The sequence below is a fragment of the Methylocystis heyeri genome, from assembly GCF_004802635.2.
Lineage (GTDB): Bacteria > Pseudomonadota > Alphaproteobacteria > Rhizobiales > Beijerinckiaceae > Methylocystis > Methylocystis heyeri.
On record NZ_CP046052.1, the window covers coordinates 722,893 to 745,469 of the forward strand.

Consider the following 22,577-nt stretch of genomic DNA (forward strand, 5'->3'; position numbering starts at 1 on the left):
CCTCGGTTTAGCCGCGGTCGAACGCGCTCCAAATCTCATTGACGGAGCTGTTCTTTTCCAAAAGCCGCTTCGCGTTTTTTGGGAACATGTTCTGAAATTTTTTCAGATTTAATCCATTGATCCGCTGCGCCGACGCAGTTCGAGGCGATCGGCGGGCCTTTTGCCGCATTGCCGCCAAAAACTAAGATTTTGAACTTGCCGGGCTCGCCAAATCGGCGGATAGCCCTTGTCGCAACATTATCGCGCCGGACCCTTCGGAAGAGCATATGACCCGCACGCTGATATGTCTCGCCCGCCACGGCGAGACCAACTGGAATCTCGAACGGCGCTTTCAGGGACAGCTGGACATAGCGTTGAATATGAAAGGGCGGCTGCAGGCGGACGCGCTGGGGCGGGAACTCGCCGACGCCCATTTCGACTGCATCTACAGCAGCGACCTGCAGCGGGCCGTCGCCACGGCCGCGCCCCACGCCGCCCGTCGCGGCATGGAGATCATCAAGAAGCCCGAGTTGCGGGAAAAACACGACGGCGTTTGGCACGGCCTCAATCATCAGGAGGTCGCCGCGCGTTTTCCCGAGGATTACCGGCACTATCTCGCGCGCCGCGCCGATTACGCCGCCCCCGGCGGCGAAAGTCTGATGCGTTTCGCCGCACGGGTTCGGGCGGCGCTGACCAGGATCGCCGAGGCCCATCCGGGCCAGACCGTGCTCGTCGTGGCGCATGCCGGAACGCTGGACATCGCCTGGCGCCTGGCGACCGCCAAGCATCTGGACGAAACCCGGGAATATCCGGTCCTCAACGCCGCGCCGAACTGGGTGGCCTATGAGGGCGGCCGTTGGTCTCTTGTCGACTGGGCTCGCGAGGAGAATCGAAATCCAGTGGTCGCGCCTTATGAAGGTCTCGACCTGCCGCGGCGCGAGGCGACGCGCGTCCTGCTGGTCAATCCCCGCAACGAGACGCTGCTGCTGCGCTTTTCAAGCCGCATCCTGCCGGATGTCGAGGCCCTGGGCTACTCCCATTTCTGGGGGCAGCCCGGCGGGGCGCTGGAGCCCGGCGAGAGCTATGAGGCCTGCGCGCTGCGCGAGATATCCGAAGAGACCGGGCTCGAGGACTTCACCGTCGGCGCGCCTATCGCCTCGCGCGAGTTTCCCCTGCATCTTCCGACCGGCTGGCGCCACGCCGTCGAGCAATATTATCTCGTGCGCTGCGAGGATTTCGAGCCGAGGCTGGAGCGGCTCACGGCCGCGGAAAAGACCTATGTCGAGGGCTGGAAATGGTGGCGCGCGGACGAAATCGCCGCCTCCAAGGAACTCATCTACCCGGAAGCGCTGGCCAATATGCTTTCCAGGGCCGGGCTTTTATAATGCTGTCGGCTGATGCAGCGCCGCGCCGGACGCGCAGGGCAGTGTGGTCTATTACGCCGGAGTCGCCTTGCGAGAAGGGGCGGAGCCGGGCGAGGACGTCGGGATTCTCGAGCTCGAAGGCGGCCTTTATGCATGCAGCCGACTGGTCGGCCCCTACCGCGGAATCGGCGGCGCCTTTCAAAAGCTTTTCGGCCAATGGTTGCCGGCCAGCGGCTATGAGCCGGATCGCCGACCCGCTCTAGAAATCTACCGCAACAACCCGTACGACACGCCGGAAGATGAGCTGATCACCGATTTGCTGGTTGCTGTGAAAAATCCAGAAAAGGCCGGCGCTTAAGCCGGCCCCTCCGGATCCTTCCAAAATCACCGCGGCAGCACGGCCCAGTAATCGAGGTCGAGCAACACCGAAGCGTCCGCGGCGTCGAGCGGGAACTCGGCGCAGGGCTTGTCCTTGGTCGCAACCAGCCGCAAGCGCAGGGCGCCGATGTCGCTGCGGCCTGGAATCTCGGCCTTGTCCAGCACCTCGCTCCAGGCGAACACGGTCCCGCCGGCGAAGAGCGGATTCACATGACGTCCGCCGTTGACGGCCGTGATGTGGAACACGTTCTCGAGCCCGTTGAACGAAAGTGCGCGCGCCAGCGAAATCACATGGCCGCCATAGATGATGCGTTTTCCGAAACGGCCCTGCGATTCGTAATACTGGTTGAAGTGGACCTTGGAGTTGTTCTGATAGAGGCGGGTCGCGAGCTGGTGCTCCGCCTCCTCGACGGTCATGCCGTCGATATGATCGATCTTCTCGCCTTTTTCGTAATCGCCCCAGAAATAGGGCGATCCGGCCAGAACCTTGTCATAGGCCGAAACATTGAGGGCGGGGACCGCCTTGCCGAGATCCTCCGGCGCAACCGATTTCGGCAGGTTCGGAACGACCTCGGGCCCGACCTGCGCGTCGGGGTCGCGCTTCTTCACCATGACCCAGCGGGCGTAGTCGAGCACGACCTCTCCGCGCTGGTTCCGGCCGGTGGAGCGCACATAGACGACGCCGGTCTTCTTGTTGGAGTTTTCCTTGAGGCCGATGACTTCGGAGGTCGCGGTCAGCGTGTCGCCCGGATAGACTGGCGCCAGGAACTTGAAATCCGCATAGCCGAGATTGGCGAGGGCGTTCAGCGAAACGTCGGGGACGGTCTTGCCCAGCACGAAATGGAACACCAGCATGTCGTCGACCGGGGCTTGCTCATACCCGATCGCCTGAGCGAAGGCGCTGGAGGACTGCACCGCGAAGCGCGGCAGATAGAGCGAGGTGTAAACCGCGACGTCGCCGGTCGTAACCGTGCGCGGCGCCGCGTGGCGGATCACTTGGCCGAGCGAGAAATCCTCAAAGAAATTTCCGATGTTGGATTTGGTTTTCGTCATGGCCTTTCGCTTCGTCCTAATGGTTTTCAGGCGTAAGCCGCGCGGCCAGCGCCTTTACGATGCGGGCGGCGTCGCCCGCGATGAAGAGTTTTTTCACGCGGCTGGTGTGGCCGCCGACCACCGAGACGGCGCTTTTCGACGTGTCCAGCGCTTTAGCGACCAATTCCACCAGGGCGGCGTTGGCGCGGCCGTCTTCCGGCGCCGCCCGCACGCGGGCCTTCACTACGCTACGCCCGTCGGAGAGCTGCTCGACGCCCTCGAGCGCGTCGCGCCCTCCCTTGGGCGTCAGGCGCAGCCAGAGCGCCACGCCGTCGCTTTCGGCGATCCAGGCGGCCTGGGGCTCAGCCAAAGGCGACGCTGTGGGTGATGGCGTTGCTGAGGAACTGCAGCGCCAGGATCACGATCATGGGCGAGAAATCCAACCCGCCGATGGTCGGAAGGACCCTTCGAATCGGCTCATAGACCGGCTCCGTCAGCGACGCGAGCGCGCGCCTGACCGTATAGACCGCCTGCGACCGCGTGTTGATCACGTCGAAGGCGATCAACCAGGACATGATGAAAGAGGCGATGACGATCCACCAATAGATGTCGATGATCGTCAAAAGCAGGTTTATGACGGCATAGGTCATTTGCGACGGTTCCAGTCTTTGCGTTTCTGAGCAAGTCTCTAGCCCCAAGCCGGGCGCGCCGCAATCCTGCAGGCGCGAGCGTCGCCCTGCGGAAGCCACGGATTCGCACGGGCGGATCGTTTTCGGCGCCGGCTTGCGCCGCCCGGCGGCTCGGACGGGGCCTCGCGACGCCCCGGAAAACCGGCGATTGCGTTTCTCGTGCATCGAACCGATTGACAGAAAAGTGTCGGCCGTGTAGTCACCCCCTCGGCCGGGGCTGTAGCTCAGATGGGAGAGCGCTGCAATCGCACTGCAGAGGTCGGGGGTTCGAATCCCCCCAGCTCCACCAAAAAATACTCCTGCAAAATCATAGCGATAATCGCGCGCCGACCAAGCGGTCGCCGAGGCGCCTTGTTCTTGCCGCGCGGGCGAACGCCATGGGTGTTCGCGAAGTTCGAAACGCATTGGCCCGAGCTGATGTGGCTTATTCACCCAGAACAGGCATAATGGCCCGGACCTGGAGAAGAGACGTGAGCGAGCCCGAAAATCTGGTTCTGCAACTGCTTCGTGAGATGCGGGAAGAGAACCGCAGCAGCTCGGAGCGCCTGGAACGCGTGGAGCGACGGCTGGACGGTTTTGATGGGCGGATGGACAGTATCGATCGGCGGCTGGACGATCTCGGCGCCGGCCTGAATTCCTTGCGCGCCGACGTGGCCTCCGACCTCATGACCTTGGAGAAGCGCCTCGGAGACCAGATCGCAGGCTTGCGCCGCGCGGTAATGGAATATCACTCGTCTAGAGTTTTTTTGTATTCACGCGTTTCCCGCGCCGAACCGGCGCCCACTTCGGCTGGAAACGCTTTGCCGGCCACGGCGTTCTGATCTCGGAACTGGGGGAGCGCGTTCGCCGCATCGAGGCGAGACTGTCGCCCGAAGGGCATTAGGCGCGCTTGCTCGTAATCGCCGGCTGGCCTGCCGCCGCCGGGCGTTCAGATGTTATCCTGCCGTTATGATCAAGATCTACATCGATGCGGACGCCTGCCCCGTGAAGGAGGAGACCTACAAGGTCGCCGCCCGCTACGGCCTGCACAGCTTCGTGATTTCCAACAACTTCATGCAGATCCCGGCCTCGCCGCTGATCACGAGGGTGATCGTCGCGGCGGGCGCCGATGTCGCCGACGACTGGATCGTGGAACATGTCGCCGCCGGCGATGTGGTCGTGACCAGCGATATCCCGCTGGCTTCGCGGGTTCTCGCCAAAGAGGCCCATGCCATCGCGCCCTATGGCCGCGCCTTCACCAATGATTCCATTGGCCTCGCGCTTGCACAGCGCTCGCTCATGGAACACATCCGCTCGACGGGCGAGACGACCGGCGGCCCGCCGCCCTTTTCCACGGCGAACCGATCCCGCTTCCTTCAAGCCCTCGATCAGGCGATCGCCCGCGAAAAGAGGAAGCGTTCGTTGGCGGAATCGAGGAGCCCATGAGCGACAAGCGTCTTTACTCCGCCGCGGCGGCCCGCAACCGGGAGCCGATCTTGAGCGTTTTGCGCGGGGTTCTGCCGGCGCGCGGCCTCGTGCTGGAGGTGGCGAGCGGCTCCGGCGAGCATGTCGTTCATTTCGCGGCGGCGCTGCCCAGGGTGACATTCGCGCCCTCCGATCCCGGGCAGAAGGCGAGAGAGAGCGTCGCGGCGTGGATCGCGTCCTCGGGGCTGGAAAATGTTCAGCCGCCACTCGCTCTCGACGCGGCGCAGGCGCCCTGGCCGATCGCGCGGGCCGACGCAATCATCTGCATCAACATGGTTCATATTTCGCCATGGGCGGCGACCATGGGCCTGTTTGAAAACGCCGCGGCGATCCTGCCGACCGGCGCGCCGCTCTATCTTTATGGGCCCTACAAGCGGGACGGCGCGCATATCGCGCAGAGCAACGCCGACTTCGACGCCGGCCTTCGCGCCCAGGACCCTTCATGGGGCGTGCGCGATCTCGAAGAGGTGGCGGATCTGGGCCGCCGGGCTGGTTTCGACGGGCCTGAGACTGTCGAAATGCCGGCCAATAATCTAAGCTTGATATTCCGCCGTCGCGCTCCGACGAGCGTGCGATGACGAGACGGCTCGTCGATTGAAGAGGCGCGCGTGATTCCCTGGTCCCTGATCGATACGGCCGCAATCCCCGGCGGCGAAGGCGCGCTGCGGCTCATGCGCCGAGGCGCCGAATTCTCGATCATGCTCGGCCAGAACGAATTGATGAACAGCCGCCTCAGCGGCTCCGAGGAGGCGCTGGCGACGCTCGCCTGCGAGAGGATTAATTCCCGCCCGGACCCGCGCATTCTCATCGGCGGGCTGGGGATGGGTTTTACTCTGCGCGCCGTGCTGGCGGCGGTCAATTCGAAGGCGCGCGTCGTCGTCGCAGAGCTCGTTCCCGCGGTGGTGGCGTGGGCGCGTGGTCCGATGGCGGAGTTTCACGGGGCGAGCCTGACCGATCCGCGCGTCTCGATCCTGGAACAGGATGTCGGCCAGGTCATCCGGGGGGCGCGCGCGTCTTATGACGCCATCCTGCTCGACGTCGACAATGGCCCCGAAGGCTTGACGCGCGAGGCCAACAACGGCCTTTACGCCATGGCGGGATTGACCGCCGCCCAAAAAGCATTGGGCCCCGGCGGCGTCCTGGCGGTGTGGTCGTCCGGCCCGGATCGCAGCTTCACCCAGCGGCTCCAGAAGGCCGGGTTCGGCGTCGAGGAGGTCAAGGTGCGCGCCAATGGCAAAAGGGGCGGGGCCCGGCATGTCATCTGGATCGCGACCCGCGCCGACCGGGAAAAGCGCCCGTAGGCCCGGCCATAAGCGCGAGAGGCGGCCCGGACCTTGCTAATCGCGCCTTATGGCGGCAATCTCGGGCCGGCAGAGACGTTAAGCGGGTTTATACCGGATTATTCTATGGTCTGGCGAAAGAACTGGGAAACTCTAAAATCATGACTACGAACCACGAAATTGGCAATGCCGGCCAGAGACGCGAGGAAGCTCCGCCTGTGCCGAGTTCGGGGCGGCTCGACCGCCGGTCGTTTCTGCTCGGCTCCGCCGCCGGTCTCGGCTCGCTGGGGCTCGCGGGCTGCGTGACGGGCGACGACATGGGCCGCGCCGAGGCGGCGAAGTTCTATGCGGCTGTGCCGAGCGAGAAATTCCCGATCCCCGCGGTCGACATCGGCAAGCTGGATCCGAAATATTTTCGCAAGGTCGTGCGCTATGAGTCCAAGGAAGCGCCCGGCACGATCATCGTCGATCCCCGCAATTACTATGTTTACCGCGTCGAAGGCGACGGATACGCCACCCGCTACGGCGCCAATGTCGGTCGCCCAGGGTTCGTCCTGAACAACGAAGCCTATTATGTCGGGCGCAAGGCCGAATGGCCCACCTGGACGCCGCCCAAGGAGATGATCGCGCGCCAGCCGGAGGCGCGCAAATATGCCGCCGGAATGCCGGGAGGTCTGGAAAATCCGCTCGGCGCCCGCGTGCTCTATCTCTATAAGAACGGCGTCTACACGGTCTGCACCATCTACAGCACCAGCGACCCCGACACGATCGGGACAGCGATCACCAGCGGCTGCACCGGCCTCCTAAGCCAGGACATGCTCGACCTCTATTCGCGAACGCCGGTCAAGACCAAGGTGGTCATGCTGTCGGCCTAGATGAGAGCGCATTCAAGTTTCATGGAACATAGAATGCGCTTAGGCTTTTCTCTCAGCGCGTTTCCCACGCCGAACCGGCGTCCACTTCGGCTGGAAACGCTCTAGCCGGCGGCGTCGATCGGTCGCCCGCAAAAAAACACGGCCGTTCGTCTCGGTCATGATGATTGCGGGGGCGGCCGCCTGTTCAGACGAACATCAGTGGCGCCCCGCGCGTTCCTCCATCATGGATGACACCGTGTCGAGCAGGCGGATCGCCGCTGGCAGGCGCGCATGGGATTCGCGCTGGCGTTCGTCCGTGGGCTCCAGCGCGCGCCACCAATCGATGAAATGCTCGATCAGCGCCCGGCCGGAAATTTCCGTGAAGGGGACGCCCGGAAAAGCCTCTATTCCGAACGCCGCTTCGAGATTGCGCAGACAGGCCGCGATATAGCGCGCGTCTTCGCCTTCGAGTTCGAAAGGTCCTTGGGGCGCGCGGCGCACCATGCGCACTTCGCTGAGTTCGGGGATATAGTCTTTCTTCAAGGCTGTTCGCTCCGCTCGCGGATAGGTCCGACACAAGCGATCGGCTGACGCCGGCTTCAAATTCAATTCTCATGCCGTTCTGGCCGCCCCGAAATGGCTGTGGCATGGCTCGATGCTTGCTTTTGTGCCGGCGAGCAATGATCGAGACCCGACGCCGATGTCCCCAGCCGAGCAGTATTCAATGCCAGAGCAGAGAGTTCCCGCGCCCCCAGCGCTGAAACGCTTCATCTGGGACATTCAATCCATGGTCGAGCTTACCGACAGCGAGCGCGAGATACTCCTGATCGGACGCGATCTCATGGGGCGTCTGCTTTCGAGCGAAGATTGGCTGCCAGCCGCCTTTTCGGCGTCGGGCCCGCGTTCCGGACGACAATTCCAGGTCTACAGCGACGGGTTGGAGCGCTTCTGCGTGGCCAGCACCGTCCTGGCCGGTGGGGCGGGGCTCACCGTCGCGCAGCCCGCCGTCTTCGAGCTCATGGGCGTCGTTTCGGGGTCGATAAGCAGAACCGCCGGCGCGGGCGAGGGCCGTCTGCTGCGGCCCGGCATGATCGAGGCGCTCGGCTCGGGCCGCACGGACAGCATCAACCTGTTCAACCCGGACACAGATCGGCCCGCCATCGCGATCCATGTCTATGGCGGCGGGATATCGCAGCTCGCGCGCTGCGAATTCGGCGCGGGAGGTGCGAAGACCGGCTGGGCCAATGGCGAGGGCGACCCTCCATACGACATATTTTCCATACAAACCGAGATAAAGAGTTGAGACGCGACAGAGCCTGTCGAACTGATTCGCCGTAACCTTTTGCGAGGAGAACGATGTCCCACGAGCCGCCTCAGGAGCCGTTTGAACACGCCGAACATGCCGAGCACGCCGCTCACAGCGGCGCCCCCTTTCTCCAAATCGTCTCGGTGACGATCGCCATTCTCGCTGTGGTGGCGGCGACGATCGGAAGTCTGGAGAGCTTCGAAACGGCCGCCGCCCTCAAGAAGCAGAGCGAAGCCAATCTGCTCCAGAACAAGACCAGCGACCAATGGGCCTTCTATCAGGCCAAGAGCATAAAAAAGGGGCTCTATTCGGTGGCGGCGTCGCAGGGCGGCGCACAGGCGGCCCAGCAGACCGCCGAGGCCAAGCGCTACGACGCCGAGGCTCGCGAGATCGAAACCAAGGCCCGCGAGCTGGAGCAGGAGGTCGACGCCCATCTGCATGAGGCCGAGCATCACGAGCATCGCCACCATATTCTGACGATGGCCGAAACCCTGCTGCATGCTGCGATCGCCATCACTACGATCGCCATCGTTACCAGAGGGCGGCGCTGGCCGTGGTTCACCGGCCTCGCCCTTGCTGCGGCGGGCGTCGCAATGGCGGGCTGGAGTTATCTGTGACCGAAACCCGCTTAGCCGACAGGTCGGCCGGGAGCGGCCGCTCTGAGAAAACAGCTCCCTCATCCTGACGAGCCCGCCAGATTAAAATAGCTGGAGCGCATTCTTGTCGCAAAAGTCTACCAACTTTTGCGGAATGCGCTGTAGCGGGCGGTCTCGAAGGATGCGCCGCGCGCGCATTTCCGCAAGAGTCGGCGTTGGAATAGCGCTCTGCAGGATCCTTCGAGGCTTTTTGCGTTCCGCAAAAAGCGCCTCAGGATGTGGGCGTCGTGAGTTGACGCAGCGCGAGCGAAATTCGGAAAGTCGCGCCCCCGCCAGGGGTTTGTTCGACCGTTAGCGAGCCGCCCATCGACAAGACCAGCTCTTTCGAGATCGCCAATCCGAGACCGGCCCCTTTCCCGCTGGTTTCGCGCCGCCAGAAGGGTTCGAATATCCTTTCCATGTCCGAGAGTGGAATCCCGTCGCCATGGTCGACCACTTCGACTAGGGCCGGCTCGAGGACGCGGACGTGAATGTCTCCCCCTTCGGGCTCCGCACGAAGCGCATTGTTCAGAAGATTTGAAACCACACATTCGAGCGCCCATTTGTGCAGGCGGATCGAGATCTGGCGGGGAGGGGGCTCGAAAGAGATTTGCCGCTTGTTTTCGATGGCGAGGGGTGTGAAGTCGGCAATCAGCCCAAGAACGGCCGCCCCCAGATCGATGTCGTCGAGCTCTTTTTCACCGTGAGCGGAAAGTCTCGCCGTCGCCAGCAACTGCTCCATGATCGACTGAACGCGGCGAATGTCGCGCCGCATGTCGCTCCTGAACGCGGCGTCGTCGGGATTATCGGCGTGGGCGCGCATGATTGCGATAGGCGTGCGCAACTCGTGCGCGGCGTTCGCTACGAATCGGCGTTGCGCCTCGACGCCAGCGTAAAGCCGGGACAGCGCATTATTGACCGCTTCAAAGAAAGGGGCGAGCTCTTTGGGCGCATTCTCCGCGGAAATCCGCTTGTGCAACGTGTTTACGTCGATCGAGGCGATATCGGCGGCGGCGACGCGCAGGGGCGCCAGTCCGTGCCGTACGACGATCCATCCGACAAGCACTGCCCCCAATATGCCCGGAGCAATGACGATTGCGGTATGCAGGTTCAGGAACAGCTTCGCGACGACGTAAACATCCGCCCAGGCGAAGCGGTAGCCGTAAACGGCGATCACATGCCGCCCGACAGGCGTGTCGAGGAGCCGCAGGCTGCCGCGCGCGCCCTGGAGATTGTCTGTGGGCAAACGGAATTTCAACGCCAGCGCGTCGATCTGACCGAGACTGGCGAGCGCCGCGACGAGTTGCTGCGAAGAGCCCGGTAGCGCTTCTTTCGTTCGGACGTCGAAGACCGCGTAGCGTGCTCCAGGATTGGCGTCCATGTAGTCGCGCAGCGCAACGGTCGGCTGGATGACCACGCGCGCGTCCGGCGCGCGCGCGAGCGAGTTCTGGACGAGCGCAATAAGCCGATATTCGTCCCAGTCATCCGGATTGACCGCCGAGGAAACGCCCACGCCCAGGATGGAGACCACGAACTCCATGACCGGAACGAGGAAGACGATCGCAACGAATTGCGCCGCCGCAAGGCTTACGATCAGGCGAACGGATAAGGAGCGTCGACCCCTCACGTCTGCGGCGCCCGCGCGATCATATAGCCGATGCCGCGCGCCGCATGGATCTCGACGCCCGCGCCGAGGTCGTGCAGTCGCTTGCGCAAGCGCGAGACGAGAATGTTGAGCGCATTGCCCTGCACGTCGTCGTCGAAGCCGTAGACTTCGTCCTGAAGCTGATTGCGGAGGACGATTCGCCCCGCATTTCGCATCAGCGCCTCCAGTAAAGCCAGCTCTCTTCGGTGAAGCACCAGCGGCTTTTCGGCGACCGAGACCTGCTGGGTCGAGAGGTCGAAAGAGAGCTTGGCGAGAACGACGGGAGGCGTCGGCTGCGCGCCGGGACGCCGCAGGCAGGCTCTGATCCGGGCCATCAGCTCATCGGGGTCGAAAGGCTTTGGGAGATAATCGTCGGCGCCCGCGTCCAGTCCGCAAATGCGGTCGCTCACGGTTTCGCACGCCGTCAGGACGAGAATGCGTATTCCCGGCTGCAGCCGCTTCAATTCCGGCAGGAGCGCGAGGCCGTCGCCGTCCGGCAGTCGGCGATCGACAAGCGCAAGCCCGTAACGGTGACACTGCAGGGCGGCGCGCGCCTCTTCCAACGCGCCGACGCAATCTGCGATGAAGCCCGATCTCCCGAGACGCGCTCCAAGGGCTCGAGCCATCTCCGGCTCGTCCTCGACCAAGAGCACGCGCATTTTTAACGGCAGGTGGTCGTCACGCGCGATTGCGCGCTTGGGCTAAGGACTTGGGACATTGAATTCTCCGCCGCGCTCATTGGCGAAGGGTAAGTCGAAATATGATGAAATTGCAACAACCGCGAAAAAGGGCGCCGGACCGCCCGGACGTTATCTCCATGAAAGCTCGGCTTCCTAAACCCAGCTCCGGGATGCGGCAACTTCCCGTGGATTGAGCGCTTCAGGAGGCCACTTTGCTCAAACGCGATCTAATCGGACATGCCGGCGCGGGCGCGCTGGCGATTTTCTATGTGGGGAACGCTCTTGCCCAGCAGAGTTTGCCTCCTATCGAGATCGGCGCGCCAGCGAATTCCGGGGAGAAACCGGCGGAATCTTCGTCAACCCAGCCGGAAAGCGGCCCGCCCGTCCAGCAGACGACCGCCGGACCGGTTCGCGGTTACCAGGCGCTGACGGCGCGGGTCACGCGTTTCGAAACGCCCATCAAGGAATTGCCGCTGTCGGTCGTGGTCCTTCCGCGCAAGGTGATCGACGACCAGCAGGCGATTTCTCAAAGCGAGGTCTTTCGCAACGTCTCGGGCCTGCAGCCGGTCAGCCCGCTGTTTCCGGGCGGGATCGGTCCGAGCCTGCGCGGCATGCGCGCGGAACGCTACATCGACGGCCTGCCCAATTACAATGATTTCGGCGTGCGCGATCTTCTCGCCAATGTCGAGCGGATCGAGGTGTTGAAGGGGCCGGCCAGCATTCTGTTTCAGGGCGGGGCCAGCCCCGTGGGCGGCGTCGTCAATGTCGTCTCGAAGCTGCCGACGGCGGATCGTTTCGCGGAAGTGGGCGTTCGCGGAGGCGGCTACAGCTATGCGAGCCCTTATATCGACGTCAACCAGCCCTTGACCGAAAACAAGAGCGTCCTGTTTCGGCTGACCGCGCAATATGAAACGACGCGCTCGAATATCGACGTCGTCAATCGGCGCAGCTACACGATCAATCCGACCATCAAATTCGCCCCGACGGATGCGACGTCTTTCGTTGTGCAGGGTAGTCTTAGCCGGCGCGATCAGCCGGATTATCCGGGCCTGCCGGCGATCGGCGCGATCGACACGACATATTATTCCGTGCGCCCGACCGCCTTCCTGTCCAATCCCGGCCTGCCCACGACGGGCACGTCGTCCTCTGGGGCCACGGTCCGCTTCGATCATAAGTTCGACGAAACTTTCTCCACATCCACGAGCGCGCGCTTCTCGTCGTCGAGCCTCTACGAGCCCTCGCAAATTCCCTTCGGCAACAAGCCGACCTTTTACAGAGATTCTTTCCTGTCGCGCATGATCGGCGGACCCAGCCAGTTTTATGTGGCTGACACCATCATGGACGAGCAATCGAGCGAACTCTCCATCACCTCGAATTTGATGGCGAAGTTCGACGCCGGGCCGACCAGAAACCAGATTTTGCTCGGCGGCGATTTCAACCGGGTCTGGGATCAGGGCTTCCTGTCCGGCGCAAACGCCACCCCGCCTGATCCGGCAATCCAGAGGTTATTGAATTTATTTGGGTTAGGCGCCTACGCGTCCTATTACCCGACCCTTATAGACTTCCGGGCGCCGGTCTTCCCGCCCTATGTCTATCCATTTCCCGGGCAGGGCGGTTACACGATTTTCAGCCGCATCGACAACAACTATCAGAACGCGGGCGCAACGGCGCAGATCCAGTCGACGCTCTTCGAGCGCCTGCATATTCTGGCCGCCGGTCGCGTCGCCTTCGTCGACATCTATTCGGAGCAATCCGCCACCAGGCCGGCGACCAAATTCAATTCGAGCCAGACGGCGTTTCTGCCGCGCGTCGGCGCTCTGTTCGATCTTACCAATTGGCTCTCGGTCTACGGCAGCTATGCGGAAGGGCTGCGACCCGTCACCTTCTTCAGCGGTCTCGGCGGCGCGGCGCCCAAGCCGGAAGGGTCCGAGCAATGGGAGGCGGGCGTCAAGCTGGACGGCCCGTGGGGCTTGGCGGGCACGCTGGCCTGGTTCGATCTCAAGCGGACCAATGTGCCGACGACGCTCTCGGGAATGGTGACGCAATATCAGGCGGGTGAGTGGCATTCTTCCGGCGTCGAGGCGGATCTCACCTGGCAGCCGACGGCGAGCCTCTCCTTCCTTGCGAGCTATGCGCATATCGACGCCAAGGTTTCGAAAGACCTCAATCCGGCTATCCAGAATGCGCCCTTGAATCTCGCGCCGCATGACTCGGGACGTTTATGGGGGAATTACGCCTTCGACGGCCTGTTTGAAGGGTGGAGTTTCGGCGCCGGGCTCTATGCGGCCTCGAGCCAGGTCATCGAGATCGGCGGTCCGTGGAGCACGAGCGGCTATGTCACTTTCGACTCCGCCCTGACCTTCAAGCACGAGAATTTCACCTTCTCGATCAGCGGCAAGAATCTGACGGATCACCGTTATTTCGTCCCCTATCCCTACCTCTCCGGGCGGGTCGCGCCGGGCGAGGGTCGGACGTTCTTCGCCAATCTTTCCCTTCGCATGTAGGAGAGAGACATGACCAAAGTCGACCGCCGCCAATTGGGAGAGGCGATCGCCGCTTTCGCCGTCCTGCTCACGAACGGCGGCGCCTTGGCGGCTGGCGGCGGACCGGCCGACGCAGCGCCGCAGCACGATATGTCTTCAATGCCAGCCCACTGGCACGGCAAGGAGAAAGTGGTCTTTCTGATTTATCCCGGCTTCACCGCCCTCGACATGGTCGGGCCGCAATATATGTTTGCGAGCCTGCTGGGCGCGAAAGTCGAGGTCGTCGCCAAGACGTTGGCCCCCGTCCGCAGCGACACCGGCCTGACTTTTACGCCGTCCACCCGGTTCGAGGACGCGGTCGGGGATTACGATATCCTCTGCGTTCCCGGCGGAACGCAAGGAACGCTGGCGGCAATTCGCGACGACGCCACCATCGCCTATGTTCGAGATATCGGGCGGAAGGCGCGGTTCGTCACTTCTGTATGCACAGGTTCGATGATCCTCGGCGCGGCTGGGTTGCTGGATGGATATCGCGCGACCTCGCATTGGGTGACGAAGCCACTGCTGCCGGTCTTCGGCGCGATACCGACCGACGGGCGTTTTGTGAAAGACCGCAACCGCATGACCGCGGAGGGCGTCACGGCCGGGCTGGACTTCGCTCTTTCACTCGTCGGGGAATTGCGCGACGAGAAATACGCTCAAGGCGTTCAGCTCCTCGCCCAATATGCCCCGGCGCCGCCCTTCAACGCCGGCGATCCTTCCTCGGCTCCCAAAGACGTGACCAGCATGATCGACGGGATGTTCACCGGTCTGAGGCGGGACATGCGCGCCGCCGCTGCAGCTGCCTATGTAAAATCAAAGACATAGGGGTTCTCGGTCGCGGCGACGGCGACAAGGCGCTCAGGCTTCTTCTCGCTGCAGTTCTGGCGCTTCGACCAGTCGCCCGGGCGGGATGGAGCCGGACGCCCGCTCCACGCCGAGCGCGGCGCGAAGCAATGCTCGCAATTTGGCCGTCCTCGCCTCGGTCACGCGAGAGAAGGCGTAGGCGAACAGGATCGCGACGAAGATAACGGAGAAGGCGAGAGTCCAGTGCAGGGGCGTCGCAAGCTGCTTGTGCCAGTCCTTCCCGAGCAGGCTGCCGGCGCCGGCCCAGACGAAAAAAACTATCGGCGCGTGGGTGGCGTAGAGAGAATAGGAAAAATCCGACAGCCGCCGATGAATCGGGCGAAGGCCCGCAAACAGCTGGTCTTTCTCGCAAAAGCGCAGCGAAAGCAGGACATTGGCGAATGTGGCCGTGACCGCCGCGTCCGCGAGCGTCGTGAGGATGGGATAGGCCGCGAGGATCGGGCCGCGCACCGCCAAACGCACCACGGTTATGGTGGCGAGAAACAAGCCGAGCGACAAGAGAGTCGATCTGATCGCCGGACGCGGCGCGATGCGCATCAGCGCGCCAGCGATCCAGGCGAAATAGCCGAATAGAAAGAAGCTTTTCGGAATCGCCATGAAAACCACTGCGGCCGCGCCGAGAACGAATGCCGAGATGCGAATGTTCTTCGAATAGGCGTTGGAGAGAGGCAGCAGCAGCAGCGGGAAGGTGATGTAATACCACATCTCGCAGGCGAGGGACCACAGCGGGCCGTTGGTGCCGGCCTGGGTCGTCCAGATGCTCTGCTGCTGCAGCAGCGCCCAGAATATATTCGCCGGATTGTAGATCCCTTCGAAAAAGGGCGCGTCGTAAATGCCGGAGTCCGGAAAAATTCGCCGCCCGATCGAATCGATGATGAAGCCGAAAGCCAGCGCCGGGATCATCACGACATAGATGCGGCTGAAGCGGTTGACGTAATAATCGAGTAGGAATGGCTCGCTTCTTCGCCGCTTCCGCAGCACGTCGCCGCCGACCAGAAAGCCCGATATCACGAAGAAGACCAACACGGCCTGATGCGAAAAGGCGGTCAGGAACCACCAGGCGTAAACGCCGGGGCCGTGGGGCGCGACCATGATGTCGCTGATTTGCGCCAGCACCGCCGCATGGCCGAGCAGCACCGCGAGGGCCGCAATCCAGCGCGCGAGATCCAGGAAGTTCGATAAAGATTTGTTCAAGGGTGTTCCCGCCCGGTTCCATGACGTCGTCGACAATGCCATCATCGCGTGGAGGCGCGATATGCGCCGAGGGCCGACGCTCCACTGTTTTCCTTTATCGCGAATAGCGGCGGATTTGGAGCGGCCAGATCGGCAGGCATAAGGAGGGAAGGGGATGGCGATCGACAGGTGCGGGAAGACTCTTGCGGCCTGCATGGCCATTGCGGCCGGCGTCGCTTTCAACGGCTCCGCTCTGGCCGAGATTTTGACCAGGGAAATCTGCCTTCGCGCCCGCCCGGCGGCAAATGCGGCCGTTGTCGGGACGCTGGGGGAGGGCGCCGAGGTCGCCGTGCAAAGCTCCCGCCGCGGCTGGAGCCTCGTCGGCGTCGGCGGCGCGCGGGGCTATGTTCCGACGAGCGCGCTCGCCCGCCTTGCGCCCTATAGCGCGAACGAGCCCAATCCCAATTGCGATCTCGGCTATCCCTACTCGGGGAGCAGCGTCTATTTCACCGGCCTGACAGCGCTTCGGACCGAGGGGCCCCTCGCGGCGCTGTTCGGACGCCACATCAGCAGGCCGTGCTAGGAGCGAGGCGATTCCATAAAGGGCGCTTCCAACCGGCCGACCGGAGTTTCTTGCCCTGCGTCAAATTCGCGCGACAGGGCCCCGGTCATTATCCAAAACGGTCACAGAAATATCGTGCTTTAAGCGCAAACCACGGTCTTGCCGGCGAAACGCCGGGCCCGCTTTTCATCCGTGTGACCTTTTCGCGCAGCGACCCTTAGTGGGCTGTTTTATTGATCCTGATCAATTAAGAGTCATGTTGTGCAGCGTAGCATTAACACGCGGTTCGGAGTCTGGGCGCGGGAGATTCGCGTGCGTTTCCCGTGCCTTTCAAGCTACTCGCGCATGCACGCAGGAATTTCGTGGGGACAAACACCATGGAGCGGCTGCCTTTAATTCCGAAACAGCGGACCTTTGGTGAAATATCGCTCAGCGCGATATTTCTGGCGCTCGCCGTCGCCACCGCCTTCATAGCAACGCGGGCCTACACGCCCGTCTATGCCTTTCACATGACGCTGTTCGCGCTCGGCTCGCTTCTGGCGGTGGTCGCGATCAATCTGCGCTTCGAGGCTCGGCCCAAAGACCCGCCGCCGCTCATGATCGACGGCAAGCCGAACTACAATTACGGCCCGATCAAATTCTGTTCCATCGCGGCCTTGTTCTGGGGCACAGCGGGATTTCTGGTGGGGCTGTACCTCGCGCTGGAGCTCTCGTTCCCGGCGCTCAATTTCGATCTGCCGTGGATCAACTTCGGGCGCCTGCGGCCGCTGCACACTTCAGCGGTGATCTTCGCCTTCGGGGGCAATGTCCTGCTGGCGACGTCCTTCTATGTGATGCAGCGCACGAGCCGCGCGCGCATCGCCGGCGAGCTCGCGCCGTGGTTCGTCGTGCTGGGGTACAACTTCTTCATTCTCATAGCCGGCACCGGCTATCTGCTCGGGGTGACGCGCGGCCACGAATATGCGGAACCGGAATGGTACGCCATTCTCTGGCTCGTCGTGGTGTGGGTCGTCTATCTGCTGGTGTATCTGTTCACGCTGGCGCGCCGCGCCGAGCCTCACATCTATGTGGCGAACTGGTTCTATCTCGCCTTCATCGTGACCGTGGCGGTGCTGGTGCTCGGCAACAACACCGAGATTCCGATTTCCATCTACTCGCCGAAATCGGTGATCGTGTGGTCGGGCGTCCAGGATGCGATGATCCAATGGTGGTATGGCCATAACGCCGTGGGCTTCTTCCTGACGGCGGGCTTCCTCGGCATCGTCTATTATTTCATCCCCAAGCGCGCCGAGCGGCCGATCTATTCCTACCGCCTCTCGATCGTGCATTTCTGGGCGCTGATCTTCCTCTATATCTGGGCGGGGCCGCACCATCTGCACTACACGGCCCTGCCGGACTGGGCGCAGACGCTGGGGATGGTGTTCTCCGTGATCCTGTGGATGCCCTCATGGGGCGGCATGATCAACGGCCTGATGACGCTTTCCGGAGCCTGGGACAAGCTGCGCACCGATCCGGTGCTGAGGATGCTGGTCGTGTCGGTGGCCTTTTACGGCATGTCGACCTTCGAAGGTCCCCTGATGTCGGTGAAGGCGGTCAATTCGCTCAGCCATTACACCGATTGGGGCATCGGCCATGTCCATTCCGGCAGCCTCGGCTGGGTCGGCTTCGTGTCCTTCGGCGCGCTCTACTGCCTCATCCCCTGGGTCTGGAACCGCAAGCTCTACTCGCTGAAGCTGGTCAACTGGCATTTCTGGATCTCGACCATAGGCATCGTCTTCTACATTTCGGCGATGTGGGTCGCGGGCATCATGCAGGGCCTGATGTGGCGGGCCTACACGCCCCAGGGCTTCCTTGAATATTCCTTCATCGAAACCACCGAGGCGCTGCATCCCGAATATCTGATCCGCGCCGCGGGCGGAGGGCTGTTCGTGATCGGAATGCTGATCATGCTGGTGAACATCTTCAAGACCATCACCACGCCCCGGACCGAGGAAGTTCTGGAAGCGGTTCCCGCGCCCGTCGCAGCCGAGTGAGGACATATCCATGTCGAACGCAACTCATCACGCTCCCGCTTCGGGACTGCAAAAGCGGATCGAAACCAATTCGATCTTTCTGGTGATCGGCATATTGCTGTTGGTCTCGGTCGGCGGCCTCGTCGAGATCGTGCCTCTGTTCTACCTCAAGAACACGATCGAGCGGGTCGAAGGCGTGCGGCCCTACACGCCGCTGGAGCTGGCCGGCTTCAACATCTATGTCCGCGAGGGGTGCTACACCTGCCACTCGCAGATGATCCGCCCCTTGCGCGACGAGGTCGAGCGCTATGGCCATTACTCGCTGGCGGCGGAGAGCATGTACGACCATCCGTTCCAGTGGGGCTCCAAGCGCAACGGCCCGGATCTCGCGCGCGTCGGCGGCAAATACTCCAATGATTGGCAGCGCGACCACCTGCGCGATCCGCGCTCCGTGGTTTCGTCGTCGATCATGCCGGGCTATCCGTTCCTCGCGACGACGCCGCTCAACGCCGAACATCTCGTCGAGCAGATGCAGACGCTGCGCGTCGTCGGCGTGCCTTACACCGACGAGCAAATCGAAAACGCGGCCGCGGACCTCGCCGCGCAGGCGTCGTCCGACGACGCCGGCGGCCCCGATCTGCTGAAGCGCTATCCCAATGCGGCGCCGGGCGACATGGCGGGCAAGAACGCCATCACCGAAGAGGACGCGCTGGTCGCCTATCTCCAGCACCTCGGCGTTTCGGTGGATTTCAAGCTCTACGACGACAAGGCCAACATCAGGTGACGGGCGCGCATCCCGCGCCCGCTCCCCGCATCGCGCTGCTTTTCGAGGGAAAGAGCCATGACGACCGGAGACGTCTCTTCTTATGAAGCGTGGCGGGAATTCGCCGCGACATGGGGCTCCGCCTATTTCGGCCTGATCTTCTTCGCCGCGCTCGTCTATGCCTTGCGGCCTTCGCGCCGCAAGCATTTCGACGACGCCGCCCAAATTCCCCTGCGGGAGGACTGAGATAATGTCCATCGACAGACACGAGACCAATGTGCGTATCGATCCGCTCAGTGGAGTATCGACCACTGGGCACGAGTGGGACGGCGTCGAAGAGCTCAATACCCCACTGCCGCGCTGGTGGGTGTGGACCTTCATCGCGACGGTGGTCTGGGGCGTGGCCTATTGCTTCGTTTATCCCGCCTGGCCGACGGCGAGCGGCGGGTCGGAAGGGTTTTTCGGCTGGCACTCGCGCGCGGCCGTGGAGCAGGACGTCGCCGCCTTGCAGGAGACCCGCGCGCCCATTCTCCAGAAGATCAAAAACGCGCCGATAGACACGATCGAAAAGAATCCGGAACTGCTCGCAGCCGCCCGAACGGTGGGGAAGGTGGCCTTCCTCAACAATTGCGCCCCCTGCCACGGCGCTGGGGCGCAGGGCGCCAAAGGCTACCCCAATCTGAACGACGACGATTGGATATGGGGCGGAAAGCTCGCCGATATCCAGTCAACCATCGAGCATGGCGTGCGCTGGGACGCCGACAAGGACTCGAGAAGCGGGGCCATGCCCGCCTTCGGGCGCGACGGGATTCTCACGCCTCAGCAGATCTCCGACGTCGCCGATTGGGTCCGCACGATGGCCGACGTTCCGGACGCTCTCGCGCCCGAACCCGCCGGCGAGAAAGTCTACAACGAGAACTGCGCCGTCTGCCACGGCGTCGAAGGCCAGGGCAACAAGGCCATGGGAGCGCCCAATCTCTTCGACGCCATCTGGCTCTATGGCTCCGACAAGCCAACCATCGTCAAGCGCATCTCTCAGGGCGGCGGCGGCGTGATGCCGGCATGGAAGGGTCGTCTCGACGACACCACGATCAAGGCCCTGACCGTCTATGTGCATTCGCTCGGCGGAGGCCAGTAAAGCGCAAACCAACCGAAGTTGCGGGGCGAGGAACGCCTGCGAGGCTCCGCCTCGTCCCGCACTGTAGCTCGCTGCGCATCTTCATCGCCAAGGCGGCGTGTCCGCTTTGGCGGAATGCGCCCGGCGCCGCCGCGCCGCTTCGGCGTGGCGGGGCCGTTCAACTCGAACATGTAAGAGGCGTTGATGTCGACCGCAGAGTTTGCGCCCGACGGCGACGAGCATGAACCGATCGTAGCGCCGCCCCACAAGGTCTATCCCAAAAAAGTCCTGGGCGAATTCCGCCGCATCAAATGGGGGATCCAGCTCTTCACGCTGACGGTCTATTATCTGCTGCCGTTCGTGCGCTGGGACCGCGGCCCCAATGAGCCGTCGCAGGCCGTGCTGCTCGATCTGCAGCACCGGCGCTTCTATTTCTTCTTCATCGAGATCTGGCCGCAGGAGGTCTATTACGCCACCGGCCTGCTGATCATCGCGGCGCTGACGCTCTTTCTCATGAACGCCGTCGCTGGGCGCATCTGGTGCGGCTATATGTGCCCGCAGACCGTCTGGACCGATCTCTACATCATGACCGAGCGCTGGATCGAGGGCGACGCCCGCGACCGCATCCGCAAAGACGCGGGCCCCTGGACCGCGCAGAAAATCCGGGAAAAACTCACGAAGCATTTTCTGTGGCTGCTGATCGCCTGGTGGACGGGCGGCGCCTGGGTGCTTTACTTCGCCGACGCGCCCACGCTGGTCTACAAGCTCGCCACATTCGCGCCGGGCTGCGGCGAAGCCTATATGTGGATCGGCATCTTCACCTTCACGACCTATGTCTTCGCCGGGGTGATGCGCGAGGGTCTGTGTCTCCACATGTGCCCGTGGCCGCGCATCCAGGCCTCGCTGACCGACGAATACGCCCTCAACGTCACTTATCGTTATGACCGGGGCGAACCTCGGCAGTCGGTCAAGCAGGCCGCCGCGCTGCGCGCAAAAGGGCTGCCCGCGGGAGACTGCGTCGATTGCGGGCAATGCGTCGCAGTCTGTCCCACCGGCGTCGACATCCGCAAGGGCGCTTCGCTCGGCTGCATACAATGCGGCCTGTGCATCGACGCCTGCGACGGGGTGATGGAGAAGGTCGGCCGTCCGCCGCGCCTGATCGGCTACGACACGGAAATGAACGTCAAGCGCCGCGCTTGCGGGCAGCCGGCGATATACAAGCCGATCCGCGCGCGGACGGTGCTCTATGCTGCGCTGATCGCAGGCATCGGCGGCTTTATGATCTTCACTCTGGCGACCCGAGCAAACCTGCATCTCTCCGTGCTGCACGACCGCAATCCGCTCACCGTGAAGCTGAGCGACGGGGGCGTCCGCAACGCCTATACGATCCATGTCGCGAACATGAATCCCGAGCCTCGTCGTTTCGTGCTCGAAGTCGCAGGCGCGGCCGGGGCGCAGATGGAGGCGGTGGGCGCGCCGCGCGACGCCGAGGGACGCATCGTGCTGGACGTGGGCGCGGATCAGACCCGCGAGGCGCGCATCCTGCTTACGATCCACGGCGGGCCGGCGGACAGGAAACCCCTTCCTCTGGAGTTCTCGATGCGGGAAATTGAAACCGGCCGCAGCGTGACCGCCAGGGACGCCTTTTTGTGGCCTTGAGCCGCCCGACTGGCGAAGAGCCGCTCCTTCCTTCCCAGGCAAGGGAGGAGCCCCCGAAGGAGAACGCATATGTCGTCTTGTCATCTCGTTCCCGAAGAAGCGAAGCCTAGCGCGGGCAGATCGCTGACGGGTTGGAAGATTCTCGCCATTTTCCTCGGGTTTTTCGGCGTCGTCTTCGCCGTCAACGGCGTGATGGCCTATCTCGCCGTCACCACCTTCAGCGGGGAGGTCGAGCAGCACGCCTATGAGCGCGGCCTCGCCTATAACCGCGACATCGCCGACGCGCGGGAGCAGGCGGCGCGCGGATGGAAGGTCGAGGTTTCGCTGCAGCGCCGCGCCGCCGGACAGGCGACGATCGTCGTCGTCGCGCATGACGCCAAAGGGGCGGAGCCGACCGGGGCGGTTTTCTCTGCCCGGCTGGAATTCCCGGCGGATCGCAAGCGGGACCAGGCGCTGAGCCTGCGTGAGACGGCCCCCGGCCGTTATGAGGCGGATTTCACAGCGTCTCCCGGCGCGCGGGAGCTCGTGCTCACCGCGGAGCAGGGGGGGCGGGAAGCCTTTCGCTCGCGCAACCGCGTGCAGATCGACTGAGGCCA

25 protein-coding genes, 1 tRNA gene and 1 pseudogene are annotated in these 22,577 nt (G+C 63.1%); 19 read left to right on the forward strand and 8 right to left on the reverse strand.

The features are described 5' to 3' along the window. Positions 1–35 precede the first annotated feature (35 nt). Positions 36–266 (reverse strand): hypothetical protein, encoded by a 231-nt coding sequence (locus tag H2LOC_RS03150; protein WP_136495063.1) that lies wholly within the window; start codon positions 264–266, stop codon positions 36–38. Here H2LOC_RS03150 and H2LOC_RS03155 point away from each other — a divergent pair, their 5' ends adjacent. Together H2LOC_RS03155 and H2LOC_RS03160 are read left to right on the forward strand one after the other, a co-directional pair. Continuing rightward, positions 267–1,364 (forward strand): histidine phosphatase family protein, encoded by a 1,098-nt coding sequence (locus H2LOC_RS03155; RefSeq protein ID WP_136495064.1) that lies wholly within the window; start codon positions 267–269, stop codon positions 1,362–1,364. 37 nt (positions 1,365–1,401) lie between these two features. Further along, a pseudogene (locus H2LOC_RS03160) lies at positions 1,402–1,701 on the forward strand (AraC family transcriptional regulator); the annotation flags it as partial. A gap of 26 nt (positions 1,702–1,727) precedes the next feature. Here the strand turns inward: H2LOC_RS03160 and H2LOC_RS03165 are convergent. From H2LOC_RS03165 to H2LOC_RS03175, 3 genes are read right to left on the reverse strand one after another with little or no spacing between them, the layout of a single operon-like run. Beyond that, positions 1,728–2,774, reverse strand: a complete 1,047-nt coding sequence (locus tag H2LOC_RS03165; protein WP_136495066.1) for a MaoC family dehydratase — start codon at positions 2,772–2,774, stop codon at positions 1,728–1,730. 16 nt (positions 2,775–2,790) lie between these two features. Next, positions 2,791–3,123, reverse strand: a complete 333-nt coding sequence (locus H2LOC_RS03170) for a DUF167 family protein (RefSeq protein WP_136495067.1) — start codon at positions 3,121–3,123, stop codon at positions 2,791–2,793. Then, positions 3,116–3,403, reverse strand: a complete 288-nt coding sequence (locus H2LOC_RS03175; protein WP_136495068.1) for a YggT family protein — start codon at positions 3,401–3,403, stop codon at positions 3,116–3,118. Before H2LOC_RS03175 ends, H2LOC_RS03170 begins: the two co-directional genes overlap by 8 nt. A gap of 252 nt (positions 3,404–3,655) precedes the next feature. Between H2LOC_RS03175 and H2LOC_RS03180 the strand changes: the two genes are divergently transcribed. The 6 genes from H2LOC_RS03180 (at position 3,656) to H2LOC_RS03205 (ending at position 7,061) form a co-directional block, all read left to right on the forward strand. Beyond that, positions 3,656–3,731: transfer RNA gene (locus tag H2LOC_RS03180), tRNA-Ala, on the forward strand. Positions 3,732–3,912: 181 nt separating this feature from the next. Beyond that, complete coding sequence (locus H2LOC_RS03185; RefSeq protein ID WP_246206962.1) at positions 3,913–4,263, forward strand: hypothetical protein; 351 nt, start codon at positions 3,913–3,915, stop codon at positions 4,261–4,263. A gap of 127 nt (positions 4,264–4,390) precedes the next feature. Further along, the gene (locus H2LOC_RS03190) at positions 4,391–4,867 is read left to right on the forward strand and encodes a YaiI/YqxD family protein (protein ID WP_136495069.1); all 477 of its coding nucleotides are present in this window, start codon (positions 4,391–4,393) and stop codon (positions 4,865–4,867) included. Next, a complete protein-coding gene (locus tag H2LOC_RS03195; protein WP_136495070.1) occupies positions 4,864–5,484 on the forward strand; it encodes a DUF938 domain-containing protein in 621 nt (206 codons plus the stop codon). Before H2LOC_RS03190 ends, H2LOC_RS03195 begins: the two co-directional genes overlap by 4 nt. Positions 5,485–5,514: 30 nt before the next feature. Then, positions 5,515–6,207 (forward strand): spermidine synthase, encoded by a 693-nt coding sequence (locus H2LOC_RS03200; RefSeq protein WP_136495071.1) that lies wholly within the window; start codon positions 5,515–5,517, stop codon positions 6,205–6,207. A gap of 140 nt (positions 6,208–6,347) precedes the next feature. Continuing rightward, positions 6,348–7,061, forward strand: coding sequence for a L,D-transpeptidase (locus tag H2LOC_RS03205; protein WP_136495072.1), 714 nt, complete (start codon positions 6,348–6,350; stop codon positions 7,059–7,061). A gap of 195 nt (positions 7,062–7,256) precedes the next feature. Here the strand turns inward: H2LOC_RS03205 and H2LOC_RS03210 are convergent, their stop codons facing one another. Continuing rightward, a complete protein-coding gene (locus tag H2LOC_RS03210; RefSeq protein ID WP_136495073.1) occupies positions 7,257–7,583 on the reverse strand; it encodes a hypothetical protein in 327 nt (108 codons plus the stop codon). Positions 7,584–7,764: 181 nt separating this feature from the next. On the opposite strand from H2LOC_RS03210, the gene H2LOC_RS03215 reads away from it, so the two are divergent. Continuing rightward, complete coding sequence (locus H2LOC_RS03215) at positions 7,765–8,343, forward strand: cysteine dioxygenase family protein (RefSeq protein ID WP_246206963.1); 579 nt, start codon at positions 7,765–7,767, stop codon at positions 8,341–8,343. Between the two features lie 53 nt (positions 8,344–8,396). Further along, positions 8,397–8,963 carry a DUF4337 family protein gene (locus tag H2LOC_RS03220; protein ID WP_136495074.1) on the forward strand — a complete coding sequence of 189 codons (567 nt, stop codon included), beginning with the start codon at positions 8,397–8,399 and terminating at the stop codon, positions 8,961–8,963. A 250-nt stretch (positions 8,964–9,213) separates the two neighbouring features. Here the strand turns inward: H2LOC_RS03220 and H2LOC_RS03225 are convergent, their stop codons facing one another. Together H2LOC_RS03225 and H2LOC_RS03230 are read right to left on the reverse strand one after the other, a co-directional pair. Then, positions 9,214–10,608: a sensor histidine kinase gene (locus H2LOC_RS03225; RefSeq protein WP_136495075.1), complete on the reverse strand. Its 1,395-nt coding sequence runs from the start codon at positions 10,606–10,608 to the stop codon at positions 9,214–9,216. Then, a complete protein-coding gene (locus tag H2LOC_RS03230) occupies positions 10,605–11,285 on the reverse strand; it encodes a response regulator transcription factor (RefSeq protein ID WP_136495076.1) in 681 nt (226 codons plus the stop codon). The genes H2LOC_RS03225 and H2LOC_RS03230 overlap by 4 nt, the downstream gene beginning before the upstream one ends. Before the next feature lie 233 nt (positions 11,286–11,518). On the opposite strand from H2LOC_RS03230, the gene H2LOC_RS03235 reads away from it, so the two are divergent. Both H2LOC_RS03235 and H2LOC_RS03240 read left to right on the forward strand, forming a co-directional pair. Next, positions 11,519–13,810, forward strand: a complete 2,292-nt coding sequence (locus H2LOC_RS03235; protein WP_136495077.1) for a TonB-dependent siderophore receptor — start codon at positions 11,519–11,521, stop codon at positions 13,808–13,810. Between the two features lie 9 nt (positions 13,811–13,819). After that, the gene (locus H2LOC_RS03240; RefSeq protein ID WP_136495078.1) at positions 13,820–14,656 is read left to right on the forward strand and encodes a DJ-1/PfpI family protein; all 837 of its coding nucleotides are present in this window, start codon (positions 13,820–13,822) and stop codon (positions 14,654–14,656) included. A gap of 33 nt (positions 14,657–14,689) precedes the next feature. Here the strand turns inward: H2LOC_RS03240 and H2LOC_RS03245 are convergent, their stop codons facing one another. After that, positions 14,690–15,889 (reverse strand): acyltransferase family protein, encoded by a 1,200-nt coding sequence (locus H2LOC_RS03245; protein ID WP_162009688.1) that lies wholly within the window; start codon positions 15,887–15,889, stop codon positions 14,690–14,692. Between the two features lie 154 nt (positions 15,890–16,043). Between H2LOC_RS03245 and H2LOC_RS03250 the strand changes: the two genes are divergently transcribed. From H2LOC_RS03250 to H2LOC_RS03280, 7 genes are all read left to right on the forward strand, one after another. After that, positions 16,044–16,451 carry an SH3 domain-containing protein gene (locus H2LOC_RS03250; RefSeq protein ID WP_136495080.1) on the forward strand — a complete coding sequence of 136 codons (408 nt, stop codon included), beginning with the start codon at positions 16,044–16,046 and terminating at the stop codon, positions 16,449–16,451. A 356-nt stretch (positions 16,452–16,807) separates the two neighbouring features. Beyond that, on the forward strand, positions 16,808–18,463 hold the full coding sequence (gene ccoN, locus H2LOC_RS03255; protein WP_136496974.1) for a cytochrome-c oxidase, cbb3-type subunit I: 1,656 nt from the start codon (positions 16,808–16,810) through the stop codon (positions 18,461–18,463). Positions 18,464–18,473: 10 nt separating this feature from the next. Further along, on the forward strand, positions 18,474–19,226 hold the full coding sequence (ccoO, locus tag H2LOC_RS03260; RefSeq protein ID WP_136495081.1) for a cytochrome-c oxidase, cbb3-type subunit II: 753 nt from the start codon (positions 18,474–18,476) through the stop codon (positions 19,224–19,226). 57 nt (positions 19,227–19,283) lie between these two features. Then, positions 19,284–19,451: a cbb3-type cytochrome c oxidase subunit 3 gene (locus H2LOC_RS03265; protein WP_136495082.1), complete on the forward strand. Its 168-nt coding sequence runs from the start codon at positions 19,284–19,286 to the stop codon at positions 19,449–19,451. 4 nt (positions 19,452–19,455) lie between these two features. Beyond that, entirely contained in the window at positions 19,456–20,343 is an 888-nt protein-coding gene (gene ccoP, locus H2LOC_RS03270; protein WP_136495083.1) for a cytochrome-c oxidase, cbb3-type subunit III, read from the forward strand. Positions 20,344–20,526: 183 nt separating this feature from the next. Then, on the forward strand, positions 20,527–21,981 hold the full coding sequence (gene ccoG, locus H2LOC_RS03275) for a cytochrome c oxidase accessory protein CcoG (protein ID WP_136495084.1): 1,455 nt from the start codon (positions 20,527–20,529) through the stop codon (positions 21,979–21,981). A 69-nt stretch (positions 21,982–22,050) separates the two neighbouring features. After that, positions 22,051–22,572, forward strand: a complete 522-nt coding sequence (locus H2LOC_RS03280) for a FixH family protein (RefSeq protein WP_136495085.1) — start codon at positions 22,051–22,053, stop codon at positions 22,570–22,572. Positions 22,573–22,577: the final 5 nt, after the last annotated feature.

Excerpts from the sequence above, each read along its gene's own strand:
- H2LOC_RS03150 (WP_136495063.1), bottom strand. The coding sequence starts at position 266 with ATGCTCTTCCGAAGGGTCCGGCGCGATAATGTTGCGACAAGGGCTATC.
- H2LOC_RS03155 (WP_136495064.1), top strand. The coding sequence starts at position 267 with ATGACCCGCACGCTGATATGTCTCGCCCGCCACGGCGAGACCAACTGG.
- H2LOC_RS03165 (WP_136495066.1), bottom strand. The coding sequence starts at position 2,774 with ATGACGAAAACCAAATCCAACATCGGAAATTTCTTTGAGGATTTCTCG.
- H2LOC_RS03175 (WP_136495068.1), bottom strand. The coding sequence starts at position 3,403 with ATGACCTATGCCGTCATAAACCTGCTTTTGACGATCATCGACATCTAT.
- H2LOC_RS03190 (WP_136495069.1), top strand. The coding sequence starts at position 4,391 with ATGATCAAGATCTACATCGATGCGGACGCCTGCCCCGTGAAGGAGGAG.
- H2LOC_RS03195 (WP_136495070.1), top strand. The coding sequence starts at position 4,864 with ATGAGCGACAAGCGTCTTTACTCCGCCGCGGCGGCCCGCAACCGGGAG.
- H2LOC_RS03205 (WP_136495072.1), top strand. The coding sequence starts at position 6,348 with ATGACTACGAACCACGAAATTGGCAATGCCGGCCAGAGACGCGAGGAA.
- H2LOC_RS03215 (WP_246206963.1), top strand. The coding sequence starts at position 7,765 with ATGCCAGAGCAGAGAGTTCCCGCGCCCCCAGCGCTGAAACGCTTCATC.
- H2LOC_RS03220 (WP_136495074.1), top strand. The coding sequence starts at position 8,397 with ATGTCCCACGAGCCGCCTCAGGAGCCGTTTGAACACGCCGAACATGCC.
- H2LOC_RS03230 (WP_136495076.1), bottom strand. The coding sequence starts at position 11,285 with ATGCGCGTGCTCTTGGTCGAGGACGAGCCGGAGATGGCTCGAGCCCTT.
- H2LOC_RS03240 (WP_136495078.1), top strand. The coding sequence starts at position 13,820 with ATGACCAAAGTCGACCGCCGCCAATTGGGAGAGGCGATCGCCGCTTTC.
- H2LOC_RS03250 (WP_136495080.1), top strand. The coding sequence starts at position 16,044 with ATGGCGATCGACAGGTGCGGGAAGACTCTTGCGGCCTGCATGGCCATT.
- ccoN (WP_136496974.1), top strand. The coding sequence starts at position 16,808 with ATGGAGCGGCTGCCTTTAATTCCGAAACAGCGGACCTTTGGTGAAATA.
- ccoO (WP_136495081.1), top strand. The coding sequence starts at position 18,474 with ATGTCGAACGCAACTCATCACGCTCCCGCTTCGGGACTGCAAAAGCGG.
- H2LOC_RS03265 (WP_136495082.1), top strand. The coding sequence starts at position 19,284 with ATGACGACCGGAGACGTCTCTTCTTATGAAGCGTGGCGGGAATTCGCC.
- ccoP (WP_136495083.1), top strand. The coding sequence starts at position 19,456 with ATGTCCATCGACAGACACGAGACCAATGTGCGTATCGATCCGCTCAGT.
- ccoG (WP_136495084.1), top strand. The coding sequence starts at position 20,527 with ATGTCGACCGCAGAGTTTGCGCCCGACGGCGACGAGCATGAACCGATC.
- H2LOC_RS03280 (WP_136495085.1), top strand. The coding sequence starts at position 22,051 with ATGTCGTCTTGTCATCTCGTTCCCGAAGAAGCGAAGCCTAGCGCGGGC.